12 protein-coding genes, 1 rRNA gene and 1 pseudogene are annotated in these 14,729 nt (G+C 73.5%); 3 read left to right on the top strand and 11 right to left on the bottom strand.

Features of this window, described 5'->3' with window-relative positions:
* Positions 1–6: 6 nt before the first annotated feature.
* Complete coding sequence (locus tag ACIP8Z_RS37325) at positions 7–1,521, bottom strand: APC family permease (protein ID WP_402091432.1); 1,515 nt, start codon at positions 1,519–1,521, stop codon at positions 7–9.
* Positions 1,522–1,683: 162 nt separating this feature from the next.
* Between ACIP8Z_RS37325 and ACIP8Z_RS37320 the strand changes: the two genes are divergently transcribed.
* A complete protein-coding gene (locus tag ACIP8Z_RS37320) occupies positions 1,684–3,312 on the top strand; it encodes a PucR family transcriptional regulator (protein WP_402091429.1) in 1,629 nt (542 codons plus the stop codon).
* 85 nt (positions 3,313–3,397) lie between these two features.
* On the opposite strand, the gene ACIP8Z_RS37315 is transcribed toward ACIP8Z_RS37320, so the two are convergent.
* The 5 genes from ACIP8Z_RS37315 to ACIP8Z_RS37295 all read right to left on the bottom strand — a co-directional run bounded on the left by ACIP8Z_RS37315 (position 3,398) and on the right by ACIP8Z_RS37295 (position 8,660).
* Positions 3,398–4,489, bottom strand: coding sequence for a glycosyltransferase family 4 protein (locus tag ACIP8Z_RS37315; protein WP_402091427.1), 1,092 nt, complete (start codon positions 4,487–4,489; stop codon positions 3,398–3,400).
* A gap of 242 nt (positions 4,490–4,731) precedes the next feature.
* Complete coding sequence (gene recN / locus ACIP8Z_RS37310) at positions 4,732–6,474, bottom strand: DNA repair protein RecN (RefSeq protein WP_402091426.1); 1,743 nt, start codon at positions 6,472–6,474, stop codon at positions 4,732–4,734.
* A 143-nt stretch (positions 6,475–6,617) separates the two neighbouring features.
* A complete protein-coding gene (locus ACIP8Z_RS37305) occupies positions 6,618–7,541 on the bottom strand; it encodes an NAD kinase (protein ID WP_187622906.1) in 924 nt (307 codons plus the stop codon).
* Positions 7,538–8,353 carry a TlyA family RNA methyltransferase gene (locus tag ACIP8Z_RS37300; RefSeq protein WP_030315644.1) on the bottom strand — a complete coding sequence of 272 codons (816 nt, stop codon included), beginning with the start codon at positions 8,351–8,353 and terminating at the stop codon, positions 7,538–7,540. Before ACIP8Z_RS37300 ends, ACIP8Z_RS37305 begins: the two co-directional genes overlap by 4 nt.
* Before the next feature lie 7 nt (positions 8,354–8,360).
* On the bottom strand, positions 8,361–8,660 hold the full coding sequence (locus tag ACIP8Z_RS37295; protein ID WP_402091422.1) for a hypothetical protein: 300 nt from the start codon (positions 8,658–8,660) through the stop codon (positions 8,361–8,363).
* A 43-nt stretch (positions 8,661–8,703) separates the two neighbouring features.
* On the opposite strand from ACIP8Z_RS37295, the gene ACIP8Z_RS37290 reads away from it, so the two are divergent.
* Entirely contained in the window at positions 8,704–9,051 is a 348-nt protein-coding gene (locus ACIP8Z_RS37290; RefSeq protein ID WP_402091419.1) for an SCP2 sterol-binding domain-containing protein, read from the top strand.
* On the opposite strand, the gene ACIP8Z_RS37285 is transcribed toward ACIP8Z_RS37290, so the two are convergent.
* Both ACIP8Z_RS37285 and ACIP8Z_RS37280 read right to left on the bottom strand, forming a co-directional pair.
* Positions 9,048–9,884, bottom strand: a complete 837-nt coding sequence (locus ACIP8Z_RS37285; RefSeq protein ID WP_402091416.1) for an ABC transporter ATP-binding protein — start codon at positions 9,882–9,884, stop codon at positions 9,048–9,050. The genes ACIP8Z_RS37290 and ACIP8Z_RS37285 overlap by 4 nt on opposite strands.
* 70 nt (positions 9,885–9,954) lie before the next feature.
* Positions 9,955–11,049 (bottom strand): HAD hydrolase-like protein, encoded by a 1,095-nt coding sequence (locus ACIP8Z_RS37280; protein ID WP_402091413.1) that lies wholly within the window; start codon positions 11,047–11,049, stop codon positions 9,955–9,957.
* Between the two features lie 79 nt (positions 11,050–11,128).
* Here ACIP8Z_RS37280 and ACIP8Z_RS37275 point away from each other — a divergent pair, with 79 nt between their 5' ends.
* A complete protein-coding gene (locus tag ACIP8Z_RS37275; protein ID WP_402091410.1) occupies positions 11,129–12,421 on the top strand; it encodes a DUF1015 family protein in 1,293 nt (430 codons plus the stop codon).
* Positions 12,422–12,488: 67 nt separating this feature from the next.
* On the opposite strand, the gene ACIP8Z_RS37270 is transcribed toward ACIP8Z_RS37275, so the two are convergent.
* The 3 genes and pseudogenes from ACIP8Z_RS37270 to rrf form a co-directional block, all read right to left on the bottom strand.
* On the bottom strand, positions 12,489–13,253 hold the full coding sequence (locus tag ACIP8Z_RS37270; RefSeq protein ID WP_402091475.1) for a hypothetical protein: 765 nt from the start codon (positions 13,251–13,253) through the stop codon (positions 12,489–12,491).
* 90 nt (positions 13,254–13,343) lie between these two features.
* Positions 13,344–14,498 (bottom strand): annotated as a pseudogene (locus ACIP8Z_RS37265) (hypothetical protein); the annotation flags it as partial.
* 138 nt (positions 14,499–14,636) lie between these two features.
* Positions 14,637–14,729, bottom strand: a 5S ribosomal RNA gene (rrf, locus tag ACIP8Z_RS37260); the annotation flags it as partial.

Below are 14,729 nucleotides of genomic sequence, written 5' to 3'. Positions count from 1 at the left end.
GGGGTCTCAGCTCTGGGGTACGGGAGCGGGGGCGGGGGCCTCTTCGGCGGGGCGCTCGGCGGCGTCCTCCAGCACGATCCGGCCGATGATCTCGTAGCGCTCGGGCCGTTTGGCCTTGAGGTAGCAGCCGAGGCCGAGGCCGCCGAAGAAGACCACGCCGACGATCCAGGGGATCGCCTTGAAGAAGAGCGAGTCGGCGGCGAGGCCGGCCGCGGTCTCCATGTTCATGATCAGCAGCACGACGACGGCGATCATGCCGACGCCGCCGAGGAGCGGGGCCGTGAGCGTCCTGAACCAGTGCCTGTCCTCGGGGTGGTTCTTCCGGAAGTAGCCGATGACGGCGAAGGAGCAGAGGGTCTGGACGATGAGGATCGCCATCGTGCCGAGGATCGCGAGCAGCGTGTAGAGGTGGATGTAGGGGTCCTGGCCGGTGAGCCAGAAGGCGCCGACGAGGAGGACGGCGATCGCGCTCTGCACGTACGAGGCGATGTACGGCGAGCCGTGTGCGGCGTGTGTCCGGCCGAGCGCCGGGTGGAGGAAGCCCTCGCGCCCGATGGCGTACAGATAGCGCGAGGCGCACTGGTGGAAGGCCATGCCGCAGGCGAAGGAGCCGGTGAGCAGCAGCCACTGGAAGGCGTCGACGGCCCAGGCGCCGATGAAGCTCTGGGTGGGCGCGAAGAACAGGTCGAGCGGCGAGGCGGAGGAGGACAGCCTCACCGATCCGGCGAGTCCGTTCCCGGCGATCGTCATCCAGGACACGTAGATGTAGAAGACGCCGACGCCGATGACGGAGATCAGGGTGGCGCGCGGGATGACCCGCTTGGGGTCGCGGGACTCCTCCCCGTACATCGCGGTCGACTCGAAGCCGACCCAGGACCAGAAGGCGAAGAAGAGGCCGAGGCCGGCGGAGGTGCCGGTGAAGGCGTTCGCGGGGTTGATCGGTTCGACGGGGATGCCGTCGGGGCCGCCGCCGGCGATCAGGACGGCGGTGGCGACCGCGAAGAGGACCGCGATCTCCGCGATCAGCATCACGCCGAGCGCCTTGGCGGTCAGGTTGATGTCGAAGTACGAGAGGACGGCCGTCACGGCCAGCATGACCGCCGCGTAGAGGATCCACGGAAGGTCGACGCCGAGCTGGTCGGCGACCGTGGTTCGGGCGAAGTACGCGAAGACGCCGACGATCGAGGCCTCGAAGACGATGTACGCGAGGACGGCGAGCATCCCGGACGCCATGCCGGCGATCCGGCCGAGGCCGTGCGAGATGTAGCCGTAGAAGGCGCCGGCTGCCGTGATCCGCTTGGCCATGGCGACATAGCCGACGGAGAAGACGGTCAGGACGAGCGTCGCGAAGAGGTATCCGGCGGGGGCGCCGGTGCCGTTGCCGAAGCCGACGGCGATGGGGAGGTTGCCGGTCATCGCGGTGATCGGGGCCGCGGTGGCGACGGCCATGAAGACGACGCCGACGAGACCGACGGAGTTCGCCTTGAGCCGGTGGACCTCTGGAGTGGGGTTCTCTGCCATGGCGCGAGAGCATCCTCGCGCGTGACGCAGGCCACAATCGACATGCGGTCGCGCAATTCCCGCCAGGGGGCGACGAGTTGTCGCCCCCATGTACGAACTGTCCGATCCCGTGACCGTGGGGTGATGTCGCCGGAACATGAACGCGCGGTAGCGTCCGGCCCCATGGACAATCAGGGCGGGATCACCGTGCAGCGGGCGCTCGAACTCCCGGGCCTGCGCAGTGGGCTCCCGGAGGTCGTCACCGGCGCGGACCGGCTGCACCGCACGGTGCGCTGGGTGCACGCGGGCGAGGTGCCGAACATCGCGTCGCTGCTCAAGGGCGGCGAGCTGCTGCTCACCACGGGCCTCGGGCTCGGCACCCGGCCGGCCGAGCAGCGTGCCTTCGTCCGGCGGCTCGCCGACCGGGGCATCGCGGCGCTCGTGGTGGAGCTGGGGCCGCGCTTCGCCCGCCTCCCGTCGACGATAGTGGAGGCCGCGCGGGCCGCCGGTCTGCCCCTGGTGCAGCTGCACCGCGAGGTCCCCTTCGTGGCGGTCACGGAGGAGATCCACACCGAGATCGTCAACGGCCACTACGCGCTCCTGCGGCAGGCCGAGGAGGTCCACCGGCAGTGCACGGAGGCGCTGCTCGGCGGCGGCGGGATCCCCCAGGTGCTGCGCATCCTCTCCGACTTCGCGGCCAACCCCGTCTTCCTGGAGACCGCCGACGGACAGCTGCTGTACGCGGCGGGCACCGAGTCCGCGCCCGCCGACCCGCTGCAGGTCTGGGACGGGCTGCGCGGCGGACGGGCGGCCCGCGAATCGGGCCCGCCCACCGGCACGGTCCTGGTCGACGTGCCCGGCGGCGGCCCCGGTACGGCCTCGGTGCGGGCCCGTCTGGTCCTGCTGTCGGTCTCGGGCGCCCTCTCCCCCGTCCACCGGATGGCGGCCGAGCGCGCGGCGGGCCTCCTCGCGGTCGTCCTCATGCAGGCACGTCAGGAGGAGGAACTGGCGGCGCGCGGCCGGGGCGACTTCCTGACGGACCTGGCCGAGGGCAGGATCACCGCCGAGGACGCGCCGGCGCAGGCGCGGGTCCTCGGCTTCAAGCCGGGTGACGGCCCGCTCCTGCCGGTGGTGATGCGCCTGGCCTCGGAACTCTCCCCCTCGGGCAACTGGGCCCTCCTGGCCCGCGCGGTCCTGGAGGAGCTGGGCTCCGTCGGGGTCCCGGTCCTCCTGGGCGTCCGCCCGGTCGAGGGCCGGGTGCCGCTCCTGCTCGGCCTGCGCTCGGAGTCGGAGCGTACGGCCGTCGCGGACCGGGTCGCGGCGGCGCTGCGCGCGGGCGTGGAACGCGCCGGGCTGGAACGCGCCGGGGTGCATCCGCCGGTCGTCGTGGTGGGCGTCGCCGGCAGCTGGGCGGCGGCCTCGGCGGGGCTGCGGCACGCGGCGGAGACGGCGACGGCCGCGCAGGGCCTCTCGGACCTCCCCTGGTACGACGCCCGGCGCCTCGACATCGACCTGCTGCTGTGGCGGCTGCACTTCCACGGGGACACGGTCCTCGCGGCGTTCGTGGACCGTGCGATCGGCCCCCTGCGGGACCACGACCGCACGTCCCGCCCGCCGCTCCTGCCGACCCTGGAGACGTATCTGGCGCACGCGGGCCGCAAGGCGGAGACGGCCCGGGAGCTGCACCTCAACCGCCAGACGCTCTACAACCGCCTGGCCCGCATCTCCGAGCTCCTGGGCACGGACCTGGACGACCCCCAGACGGTCCTGGCCCTCTCCCTGGCCCTGAGGGCCCGCCGCCACACGCCGTAGCGGCCCACGGGGCCGGGGGCTCCCTCTCAGGTCTCCCTGCGAGGGAGCCCCCGCAGGGAGGCACCGCGGGGGCCCGGCTCGGCGACTACCGTCCCACCAGCTCGTCGTACACGCTCAGCACGTGCGCCACCGTCTCGTCCTCCGTGGGCCAGGTCCCCGCCTGCACCCGCCCCGCCGCCGCGAGGTCCATCCGCCGCTCCACGTCGTCGAGCAGCCCGCGCACCGCACCGGCGAGCGCCTCGGCGTCCCCGTACGGCACCAGCTCCGCCGCGTCGCCGACGAGTTCCGGTACGCCGCCCACCGCCGTGGCGACCAGCGGCACACCGAGCCGCAGCGCCTCCTGCGCGAGCAGGGACCGCGCCTCCCACCGCGAGGGCAGCACCGCCATGTCGGCCGCCGCGAGCAGCTCGGCGACGTCCTCCCGCCGCCCGATCAGCCGCACGGGCAGCCCCTCGGCCGCGATCCGCCGCTGGAGGGCGGCCCGTTCGCGCCCCTCCCCCGCGATGACGAGCAGCGGCTGCGGGTCGAGCTCCCGCCAGTACCGGGCCGCGTCGAGCAGCGTCCGGTATCCCCGGCCCCGCTCCAGTGCTCCGACCGCCATCAGCAACGGCCGGTCGACCGCGCCCAGTTCGGCCCGGGCCTTGCCGTCGTGGAGGCAGACGGGCCCCCGCGCGGGCGGCACGGTGACGGGCGCGAGCCGGGCGTCCCTGGCCCCGCGGCGACGGGCCCGGTCGACGAGCTCGGAGGAGGTGGCGAGGACAACGGTCGCGGCCCGTACGGTCCTTCGCTCCAGGAGCCGCAGCACCCCGCCCCGCGCCGCCCCGTACGCCTGGTTCCGGGTGTCCCAGGTCGTCACCAGCGGAGCACGGTCGCCGAACCCGCCCCCGGCGAGCGCGAGCGCGGCCCGCACGGACGCCTCCAGGCCGTGCGCGTGGACCACGTCGGCACCGATGCAGGCGTTGCGGAGCGCGGCGACCGTCGTGGGGTCGCCGAGGCGCGGCAGCGGCACGAAGTGCGCACCGGCGCCCAGGTAGTCGTAGACGCGGTCGAGTTCGGCCGGGGCGCACACGGTCACCCGCACGCCCCTCGCCACCAGCCCCGAGGCGAGTGATCGGACGTGAGCGCTGCTGCCCGCGCTGCCGCCGCCCAGCACTTGGACCGTACGGAGCTGTGTCACGCGCCCAAGGATGCCAGTCCGTGCCGCGGACCGTACGCACGTTCCGGCACCGAAGTGGCGTCGTTCCCCTGTACGGAAGGCGTACGGCTCCGGGACCCACACCACGGGTTCACCCACTCGGGTGAGCGCACGAGGCGCAGTCGCGCGCCCCCTGGGCCTGTCGGCCGGTCAGGAGCGGCGGCACGCCCGCCCACACCCGAACGGCACGCCCGCCCCCCACCGGTCGGCCGGTCCGGCCGGCGTCAGCCGTCCGCCCGGGCCGTCGCCAGGAGCTCCTCCGCGTGGGCCCTGGCCGTCTCGGAGTCCTCCTGGCCGGCGAGCATCCGGGACAGCTCCCGTACCCGCTCCTCGCCCTCCAGGACCGTCACGCCGGACCGGGTCACCGAACCGTCGTTGGTCTTCTCGACGAGCAGCTGCCGGTCGGCGAAGGCCGCGACCTGCGGCAGGTGGGTGACGACCACGACCTGCGCGGTCCTGGCGAGCTTGGCGAGCCGGCGTCCGATCTCGACCGCCGCCTTGCCGCCGACACCCGCGTCGACCTCGTCGAAGAGGTACGTCGGCACCGGATCGACCCCGGCGAAGACGACCTCCACGGCGAGCATCACCCGGGACAGCTCACCACCGGACGCGCCCTTGGCGATCGGCCGCGGCGGGGCCCCGGGGTGCGGGGCGAGCAGCAGCTCGACCTCGTCGGCACCGGACGGGCCGTAGGCGACCCGGCGGCCGCCGACCTCGACGCCGTCGGGGTCCTCGGTCTGCCGGATGTCGAAGGACACGCGCGCGTGGGGCATGGCGAGCGAGGCGAGTTCGGCGGTGACCGCGTCGGCGAACCGGTCGGCGGCCTCCGTACGGGCGTCGGTGAGCCGCTGGGCGAGCACCGACAGCTCGTCGCGCAGCCGGTCGCGCTCGGCGGTGAGCTCCTCGACGCGGTCGTCGTCGCCGTCCAGCTCACCGAGCCGGCCGGCGCTCTCCTCCGCCCAGGCGAGGACGGCGGCGATGTCCTCCCCGTACTTCCGGGTCAGCTGCGTGAGCACCGCCCGCCGCTCCTCCACCGCGGCGAGCCGCAGCGGGTCGGCGTCCAGGTTGTCGGCGTATCCGGCGAGCTCGGTGGCCACGTCGCCGAGGAGGATGGAGATCTCCCCCATCCGGTCCGCGAGGGCGGCGAGCGCCGGGTCGTGCGACCGTACGGCCTCCAGGGCCCGGCCCGCGCCCGCGACCAGGGTCGTGGCGTCGACGGACTCGGGATCCTCGGGAACGCCCGCGAGAGCGGAGTGCGCGAGAGCGGCGGCGGAGGCGAGGGCCTCGGCGTGCCCGAGCCGCTCCGCCTCGGCGGCGAGTTCGGCGTCCTCCCCCGCGCGCGGCGCGACGGCCTCGATCTCACCGAGCCCGAACCGCAGCAGATCGGCCTCCTGGGCCCGCTCCCGCGCCCGCGTGGTGATCTCGTCCAGTTCGCCGGTGACGGCTCGCAGCCGCCGGTACGCCTCCGCGTAGACGGCGAGCGGCACGGAGACGGCCTCGCCCGCGTACCGGTCGAGCGCCCCGCGCTGCCGGGCCGGCTTGAGCAGGCCCTGCTGGTCGGTCTGGCCGTGGACGGCGACGAGCTCGTCGGCGAGCTCGGCGAGCAGCCCGACGGGCACCGAGCGCCCGCCGAGGTGGGCGCGCGAGCGTCCCTCGGCCGAGACGGTACGGCTGACGAGCAGCACCCCGTCCTCCAGCTCCGCCCCGGCTTCCTCGGCGCGCACGGCGGCGGGCGCGCCCGGGGGCACGCTGATCCGCCCCTCGACGACGGCCGAGGCCGCGCCGATCCGCACCAGGGCCGGGTCGGCCCTGCCGCCGAGCAGCAGGCCCAGGCTGGTCACCACCATGGTCTTGCCCGCACCGGTCTCACCGGTCACCGCGGTGAAGCCGGGCGACAGCTCGACCACCGCGTCGTCGATGACCCCGAGCGACCGTATCCGCATCTCCTCCAGCACGCCCCAGACCATACGAGGTTTCCCTGGTGCGATGCGACATCACCCCCGGGCGTAACTCTCCGGCGCGCCGATCGTTCGCCCCCGCCGGACCCTGCCGACCGGGGGCGGACAGGAGCGAACGCCCTCCCACCTGACCTGGTGGGAGGGCGTGTACGTCAGCGGGCCCCGCCCCGCCACCCGGACACGGGCAGGGCGAACTTCGCGACGAGCCGGTCCGTGAAGGAGGCGTGGTGGAGCCGGGCGAGCCGGACCGGCACGGCACCCCGCCGGACCTCGACCCGCGCCCCCGCCGGGAGTTCCACCGTCCGCCGTCCGTCGCACCACAACACCCCGTGCGGGGTGTGCGGCTCGACCTCGACGGCGAGCACCGACTCGGGGGTGGTGATGAGCGGCTTGGCGAACAGGGCGTGGGCCCCGATCGGGACCATGAGCAGCGCCTCGACCTCGGGCCAGACGACCGGGCCGCCCGCCGAGAAGGCGTACGCGGTGGATCCGGTCGGTGTCGCGCAGATCACCCCGTCGCAGCCGAAGCCGGTCACCGGGCGCCCGTCGATCGCGAGGACGACCTCCAGCATCCTTTCGGGGGACACCTTCTGCACGGCCGCCTCGTTGAGCGCCCAGTCGCGGTGCAGGACGTCGCCGTTCTCGTACACGACGACGTCGAGGGTCATCCGCTCCTCGACCTCGTACGCCTTCGTCACGACCCGGTCGACGACCTTGTCGAGGTCGTCCCGCTCGGCCTCCGCGAGGAAGCCGACGCGGCCGAGGTTGACGCCGAGCATCGGGACGCCGGAGGCGCGGGAGAACTCGGCGCCGCGCAGCAGGGTGCCGTCGCCGCCGAGGACGACGAGGAGTTCACAGCCGTCGAGGGCGTCGGAGCAGGCCTCCTTCACCCGCTCGACGGACGGCGGCAGCGGCAGGTCGTCCGCCTCGGCCTCCAGGACGCGGACGCCGATGCCGCAGCGCAGCAGTCCGAGGACGACCAGTTCGGCGCTGCGCACGGCGGCGGGCCTGCCGGTGTGCGCGAGCAGGAAGACGGTACGTGGTGCGGTCTCTGATGCTGCTGCCGTTGAGCTCAACGAGGTCCTTCCGCCACGGCGCGGTCGACATCCGCCGGATCCAGCGCGGGCGCGCCTGCCCGCAGCCACAGAAAGTACTCGACGTTGCCGGAGGGGCCGGGCAGCGGGCTCGCGGTGACGCCCAGGACGCCGAGGCCGAGCTCGGCGGCGCGCCGGGCGACGTTCTTCACGGCGTCGGCGCGGAGTTCGGTGCTCCGGACGACTCCGCCCGTGCCGAGCCGCTCTTTGCCCACCTCGAACTGCGGCTTCACCATCAGGACGAGGTCGGCGTCCGGCGCCGTACAGGCCGCGAGGGCCGGCAGGACCAGGCCGAGCGGGATGAACGAGAGGTCGCCGACGACCAGGTCGACGGGCACGCCGTCGATCGCGTCGAGCGTCAACTCCCGTACGTTCGTCCGGTCCTTCACGGTGACCCGCTCGTCGCTCTGCAGCGACCAGGCGAGCTGCCCGTAGCCGACGTCGACGGCGACGACATGGGCGGCGCCGGCCCGCAGCAGCACGTCGGTGAAGCCGCCGGTGGAGGCCCCGGCGTCCAGGGCGCGCCGGCCCTCGACCTTCAGCCCGAGCGGGACGAAGGCCTCGAAGGCCCCGGCGAGCTTGTGGCCGCCGCGCGAGACGTAGTCGGGATCGGAGTCGTCCTGGACGACGACGATGGCCGCGGCGGTCTCGACCTGGGTGGCGGGCTTGGTGGCGACGGTCTTGCCGACGGTCACCCGGCCCGCGGCGATCAGCTGGCTGGCGTGCTCGCGCGAGCGCGCGAGCTTGCGCCGGACCAGCTCGGCGTCGAGACGGCGGCGTGCCACTCCTGCCACGTTCGGTTCAGCTCCTGTTTTCGTACGGACGGGGGGCGGGGTGCGCGTCGAGCGAGGTCAGCTCGGCACGCAGTCCACGATGTACATCCTCGTACACCTCCAGGTGTCCGTCCGCCGGGAGGTCGTCCACCTCGGCGAGACGCGCCAGGTGGGCGTCGACCCCGGGATGCCCGGTGAGCTCCCGTACGACCTCCAGCGGCGCGGCGGCGGCGGGCTCGTGGACGCCGTCGCGGGGGGCCGCCGTGTCCGACGCCTCGGGGTCGGACGTCTCGTCCACGGGCTCGGGCTCGGCCATCGCGTCGTTCATGCTCCCGACGCTACCGCGAACCCCTGGGGTACGGTCGACGGCGATGGCGACGATCACGGAGTGCCGCGACGCACTCGACACACTCTCGGACAACCTCGCGCGGGCGGACGGCGACGTACGCGGCGCGGCCGCGCTCGACCGCACCCTGAGCTGCCACGTCACCGACCTGGACACCACGTTCACGGGCCGCCTCACGGACGGCCGGATCAAGGTCGAGTCCACGGTGGCGGGCCCGCCGCCGGCCAAGGCGCAGATCCGGCTCGCGATGACCGGCGACGACCTGGTGGCGATGGTGGGCGGGGACCTGAACTTCGCGAAGGCCTGGGCCTCGGGCCGGGTCAGGCTGGAAGCGGGCTTCCGCGACCTGCTCCGCCTCCGTTCCCTGCTCTAGCCCGCCGGCACGGACGCCGCGGCGGGCCGCGGCACACGGGCCTTCCGCCCGGCCGGTACGACCAGCGGCGTCCCCGTCTCGGGGTCCTCGATGACCTGGCAGCGCAGCCCGAAGACCCGCTCGACCAGCTCGGCGGTCACCACCTCGGCCGGCGGCCCCTCGGCGACCACCTCGCCGTCGCGGACGGCGATGAGGTGGGTCGCGTACCGGGCCGCGTGGTTGAGGTCGTGCAGCACGGCGACGAGCGTCCGGCCCTGCGTCTCGTGCAGCTCGGCGCACAGGTCGAGGACATCGATCTGGTGCTGGATGTCGAGATACGTCGTCGGCTCGTCGAGCAGCAGCAGCGGGGTCTGCTGGGCGAGCGCCATGGCGATCCAGACGCGCTGCCGCTGACCGCCGGAGAGCTCGTCGACGTACCGCTCGGCCAGCTCGGCGACGCCGGTCGCCTCCATCGACTCCCGGGTGACGCGCTCGTCCTCCGGCGACCACTGGCGCAGCAGCCCCTGGTGCGGGTAGCGGCCGCGGGCGACGAGGTCGGCGACGGTGATGCCGTCGGGCGCCACGGACGTCTGGGGCAGCAGCCCGAGGGTCTTGGCGACCTTCTTGGCCGGCATGGTCTGGATCGACTGCCCGTCGAGCAGGACACGTCCCTGGCTGGGCTTCAGCATCCGGGAGAGGGCGCGGAGCAGGGTGGACTTACCGCAGGCGTTCGGCCCGACGATGACGGTGAACGAGTTGTCGGGGATCTCGACGGACAGATCGCGGGCGATGACCCGCTGCTCGTACGCCAGGGTGACCGATTCCGCGCTCAGCCGCTGCTGCCGACCATCCATGCCCGTACTCCCGTACCCTCTGCCCAAATGAAGTTAGGTTAGCCTACCCAATTTCACGGCCGGGCCGATGTCACAGCCCGAGCCGCGCGAGCACCTTCCCCGCGTCCGGCACCCCGCCGCCCACGGCGTCCGCCGCCGACCAGGCGGCCCCGCACAGGGCCCGCACGGCATCCAGGGGATCCCACGCACCGGCCGCCGCGCCCGCCGGCCCCTCAAGGACCAGCTCGCCCCCGCTCGTCGCGCTCACCGAAGCCCGCCAGCCCCCGCACACGAAGCTCCCCTCCTCCTCCGCGACGACCTCCGGCTGCCCGGTGAGCAGCCCCCGCAGATCGGCCGCGACATAGGTCGGCCGGTGCTCCGGCACGGCCCGCAGCAGCTGCGCCGCGTCCGTCACCCCGGTGAACACGAGCAGCGAGTCCACCCCACCGTTGAACGCCCCCTCGATGTCCGTGTCCAGCCGGTCCCCGACCACCAGCGGCCGCCGCGCACCCGTCCGCAACACCGTCTCCCGGTGCATCGGCGGCAGCGGCTTCCCCGCGACCTTCGGCTCGACCCGGCCGCCCGTGGCGATCCGGACGACCTCCACCGCGGCTCCGTTCCCGGGCCCGATGCCCCGCGCACCGGGAATCGTCAGGTCCGTGTTCGACGCGTACCAGGGCAGCCCCCGCGCCACCGCGTAGCTCGCCTCCGCGAACCGCCCCCACGGCATCTCGGGCCCGCCGTACCCCTGCACGACGGCCACCGGCTCGTCCTCCGCCGAGTCCACCGGCACCAGACCCCGCTCACGCAGCGCCACCCGCAGCCCCTCGCCGCCGATGACGAGCACCCGCGAGCCCGGCGGCACGTCGTCGGCGATCAGCCGCGCCACGGCCTGCGCCGAGGTGATCACGTCCCCGGCCTCGGCGGGCACCCCCAGCTCGGTAAGGTGCTCGGCCACCGCGTCGGGCGTCCGCAGCGCGTTGTTGGTGACGTACGCCAGGTGCATCCCGCCGGCCCGGGCGACCCCGAGCGCCTCCACGGCGTGCGGAACGGCCTCCCCGCCCGCGTACACGACCCCGTCCAGGTCCAGGAGCGCCGTGTCGTACGCCTCGCTCAGCGGCACCGCGCTGCCACCCGGCCGCCGCCTGCCCACACCCTGCCGCCCCTGGCCGTTCCGCACCGTCACCGCACACTCCTCGCCTCACCGGGTGGGTTCCCCGCTCCCCCGATCATCGCTCATTGCACCGGCCACATACGATGACGAGATGAACACCTCAGGTCACGCGGCCGACGACGTCCGCGACGACGCAGCCGGACTGCGCCTGGCGCCGTTCCGCGGACTCCGATACGTCCCCGAGCGGGTCGGCAGCCTGGCCGCCGTCACGTCCCCGCCCTACGACGTGGTCGTACGACCTGACGGACTTCTCCATCTGGAGTCCGCGGATCCCCACAACATCGTCCGGCTGATCCTGCCCCAGGCGATCACCGCCGGCACCCGCCACCGCAAGGCCGCCGTCACCCTCGACCGCTGGCTCGCGGACGGCGTCCTCGCCCCGGACCCGGAGCCCGCGCTCTACGTCTACGAGCAGCACGGCGACGGCATCCTCCAGCGCGGCATCATCGGCGCCCTCGAACTCTCCACCCCGGCCGAGGGCGTCGTCCTCCCGCACGAGGACGTCATGCCGCACGTCGTCGAGGACCGCGCCGCCCTGATGCGGACCACCGCCGCCAATCTGGAGCCGCTGCTCCTCACGTACGTCGGCGAGGGCGACGGCGCGGGCGAGGTCGTCGAGCGCACCGTCCAGCGCCCGCCGCTGCTCGCCACGACGACGGAGGACGGCTTCCACCACCGCCTCTGGGCGGTGACCGACCCGGCCGAGCAGGCCGCCGTCTCCGCCGAGCTCTCCCGCCACCAGGCCCTCATCGCCGACGGCCACCACCGCTGGGCGACCTATCTGCGCCTCCGCGAGGAGCACCCGTCGCCCGGCCCGTGGAACTACGGCCTGGTGCTCCTCATCGACACCGCCCGCTACCCGCTCCGGGTCCGCGCGATCCACCGGCTCCTCAACCGCCTGCCGCTCGCCGACGCGCTCGCGGCCCTCGACGGCGCCTTCCGGGTCCGCCGCGTCGAGCGGCCCCTGCCGGAGGCCATGGAGGCCCTCGCCGAGGCAACGACCGAGGGCAACGCCTTCCTCCTGGCCGGAGACGGCGGCTTCCACCTCGTCGACCGCCCGGACCCCGGCCTCCTCGACCGCACGATCCGCACGGACCGCCCGGACGCCTGGCGGACCCTGGACGCCACGGTCCTGCACTCCACCCTCCTGGAGCACGTCTGGCACATCCCGGACGCTCCCGAGGACATCGCCTACATCCACGACACGGAGGCCGCGGTCGAGCAGGCGGAACGCCGCGGCGGTACGGCGGTCCTCATGCACCCGGTACGCGAGGACGTCGTCCGGGACCTGGCCCGCCAGGGCGTCACGATGCCCCGCAAGTCCACCTCCTTCGGCCCGAAGCCGGCGACGGGCCTGGTCCTGAGAAGCCTGGCGCTGGACTGAGAGAATCCGGAAAACGAAGAAGGGCGGCACCCACGGGGGGTGCCGCCCTTCTCACATGTCAACCGAGTCAGCTCTTGTCGCCGACGCTGTCGTCGCTGTCGTCCTCGTCGAAGTCGTCGTCCTCGTCCTCGTCACCATCGACATCGACATCCACATCGACATCGACGACGTCGCCACGGTCCGAGTCCTCATCGACGTCGTCGACCTCGTCCTCGTCGAACGCGTCGACGAACTCGACGCCGTCCATCTCGGCCAGCCGGTCCGAGGCGTCCGTGGCCCCGTCCTTGTCGGCCTCGAGCGCCTTGGCGAACCACTCCCGCGCCTCGCGCTCACGGCCGGCGGCCAGCAGCGCGTCGGCATAGGCGTAGCGCAGGCGCGCGGTCCACGGGTGCACGGCGCTGGAGGCGAGCTCGGGGCTCTGCAGGGTCACGATGGCCGCGTCGAGCTGCCCCAGGTCCCGGCGGGCGCCGGCGGCCACGAGCCGCATCTCGACCTGACCGGCCTTGTCCAGCTTCTGCACCTCGGGCTCACCGGCCATCGCCAGCGCGCGCTCGGGGCGGTTGAGCCCGCGCTCGCAGTCGGCCATGACGGGCCACAGCTCGACGCCACCGCTCATCCGGCGGGCGGCACGGAACTCCGCCAGCGCCTCGGAGTACTTCTGCGTCGCGTACGCGGCGAAGCCGGCGGCCTCGCGCACGGCGGCGACACGGGAGGCGAGCCGCAGGGCGACCCTGGAGTACCCGTACGCCTTCTCCGGGTCCTCGTCGATCAGCTGGGCGACCATGACGAGGTTGCGCGAGACGTCCTCGGCGAGCCCCTTGGGCAGGCTCATGAGCTCCTGGCGCACATCCGGGTCGATCTCCTCACCGGTGACCTCCGGCGGGATCGGCAGGCGCTTGATGGGCGCGCGGTCGCCACGGTCGCGGTCACGGTCGTCACGACGCCCGAAGCCACCCCGGTCGTCCCGCCCACGGAACCCACCGCGGCTGTCGCCCCCACGGTCGTCCCGACGGAAGCCACCACCGCGATTGTCCCCACCACGGTCGTCACGACGGAACCCGCCGCCGCCACGGTTGTCGTCCCGACGGAACGACGAAGGACGCTCATCACGCCGATCGTCCCGACGGAAACCGCCGCCGCGGTTGTCGCCGCCACGGTCGTCACGCGAGGGGTACGAGGGCCGGTCGTCCCGACGGAAGCCACCGCCACGGTTGTCGCCGCCACGGTCGTCACGCGAGGGGTACGAGGGCCGGTCGTCCCGACGGAACGACGAAGGACGCTCGTCACGCCGATCGTCCCGACGGAAACCGCCGCCACGGTTGTCCCCGCCACGGTCGTCACGACGGAAGCCACCGCCACGGTTGTCGCCACCACGGTCATCGCGACGGAAGCCACCGCCACGGTTGTCGCCACCACGGTCATCGCGACGGAAGCCACCGCCACGGTTGTCGCCACCACGGTCATCACGCGAGGGGTACGAAGGCCGGTCGTCCCGACGGAAACCGCCGCCACCGCCACGGTTGTCGCCACCACGGTTGTCGTCACGGCGGAAACCGCCGCCGCCACGGTTGTCGCCACCACGGTTGTCGTCACGGCGGAAACCGCCGCCGCCGCGGTTGTCATCACGACGGTCGTCACGCGGGAAGGAGGGCCGGTCGTCGCGACGGAACGACGAAGGCCGCTCGTCACGACGGAAACCGCTGCCACCGCCACGGTTGTCGCCACCACGGTCGTCGCGACGGAAACCGCCGCCACCGCCACGGTTGTCCCCGCCACGGTCGTCACGGCGGAAACCGCCGCCGCCACCACCACGGTTGTCCCCGCCACGGTCGTCACGGCGGAAGCCGCCACCGCCGCCACGGTTGTCGCCACCACGGTCGTCACGGCGGAAACCGCCGCCGCCACGGTTGTCGCCGCCACGGTTGTCGTCGCGACGGAAGCCACCCCCGCGGTTGTCGCCACCGCGGTTGTCGTCACGGCGCGGGCCACGGAAGCCGCCCCGGTCACCGCCGGCGCCGGCACCGTCCCTGCGACGCGGCTCGCGCTCCGGACGGTCGTCGGGAGAGTTGGTGGACATCGACGTGACTCCTGTCTTCGGGTACTGCAGTCATTCTCGCGCAGCCGGCACTCGGCCGCGCATCGGAAAAAGTCAAGCAAAAAACAAAAGGACCCCTGGTCCCAGCGTGAACGCTGGGACCAGGGGTCCTGAAGATTTGTTCGGCGGCGTCCTACTCTCCCACAGGGTCCCCCCTGCAGTACCATCGGCGCTGAAAGGCTTAGCTTCCGGGTTCGGAATGTAACCGGGCGT

It is taken from the genome of Streptomyces sp. NPDC088553, assembly GCF_044752965.1.
Taxonomy (GTDB): Bacteria; Actinomycetota; Actinomycetes; order Streptomycetales; family Streptomycetaceae; genus Streptomyces.
Note: the sequence above shows the minus strand (reverse complement) of the source record. Positions and strands in the feature narration are given on the sequence as shown.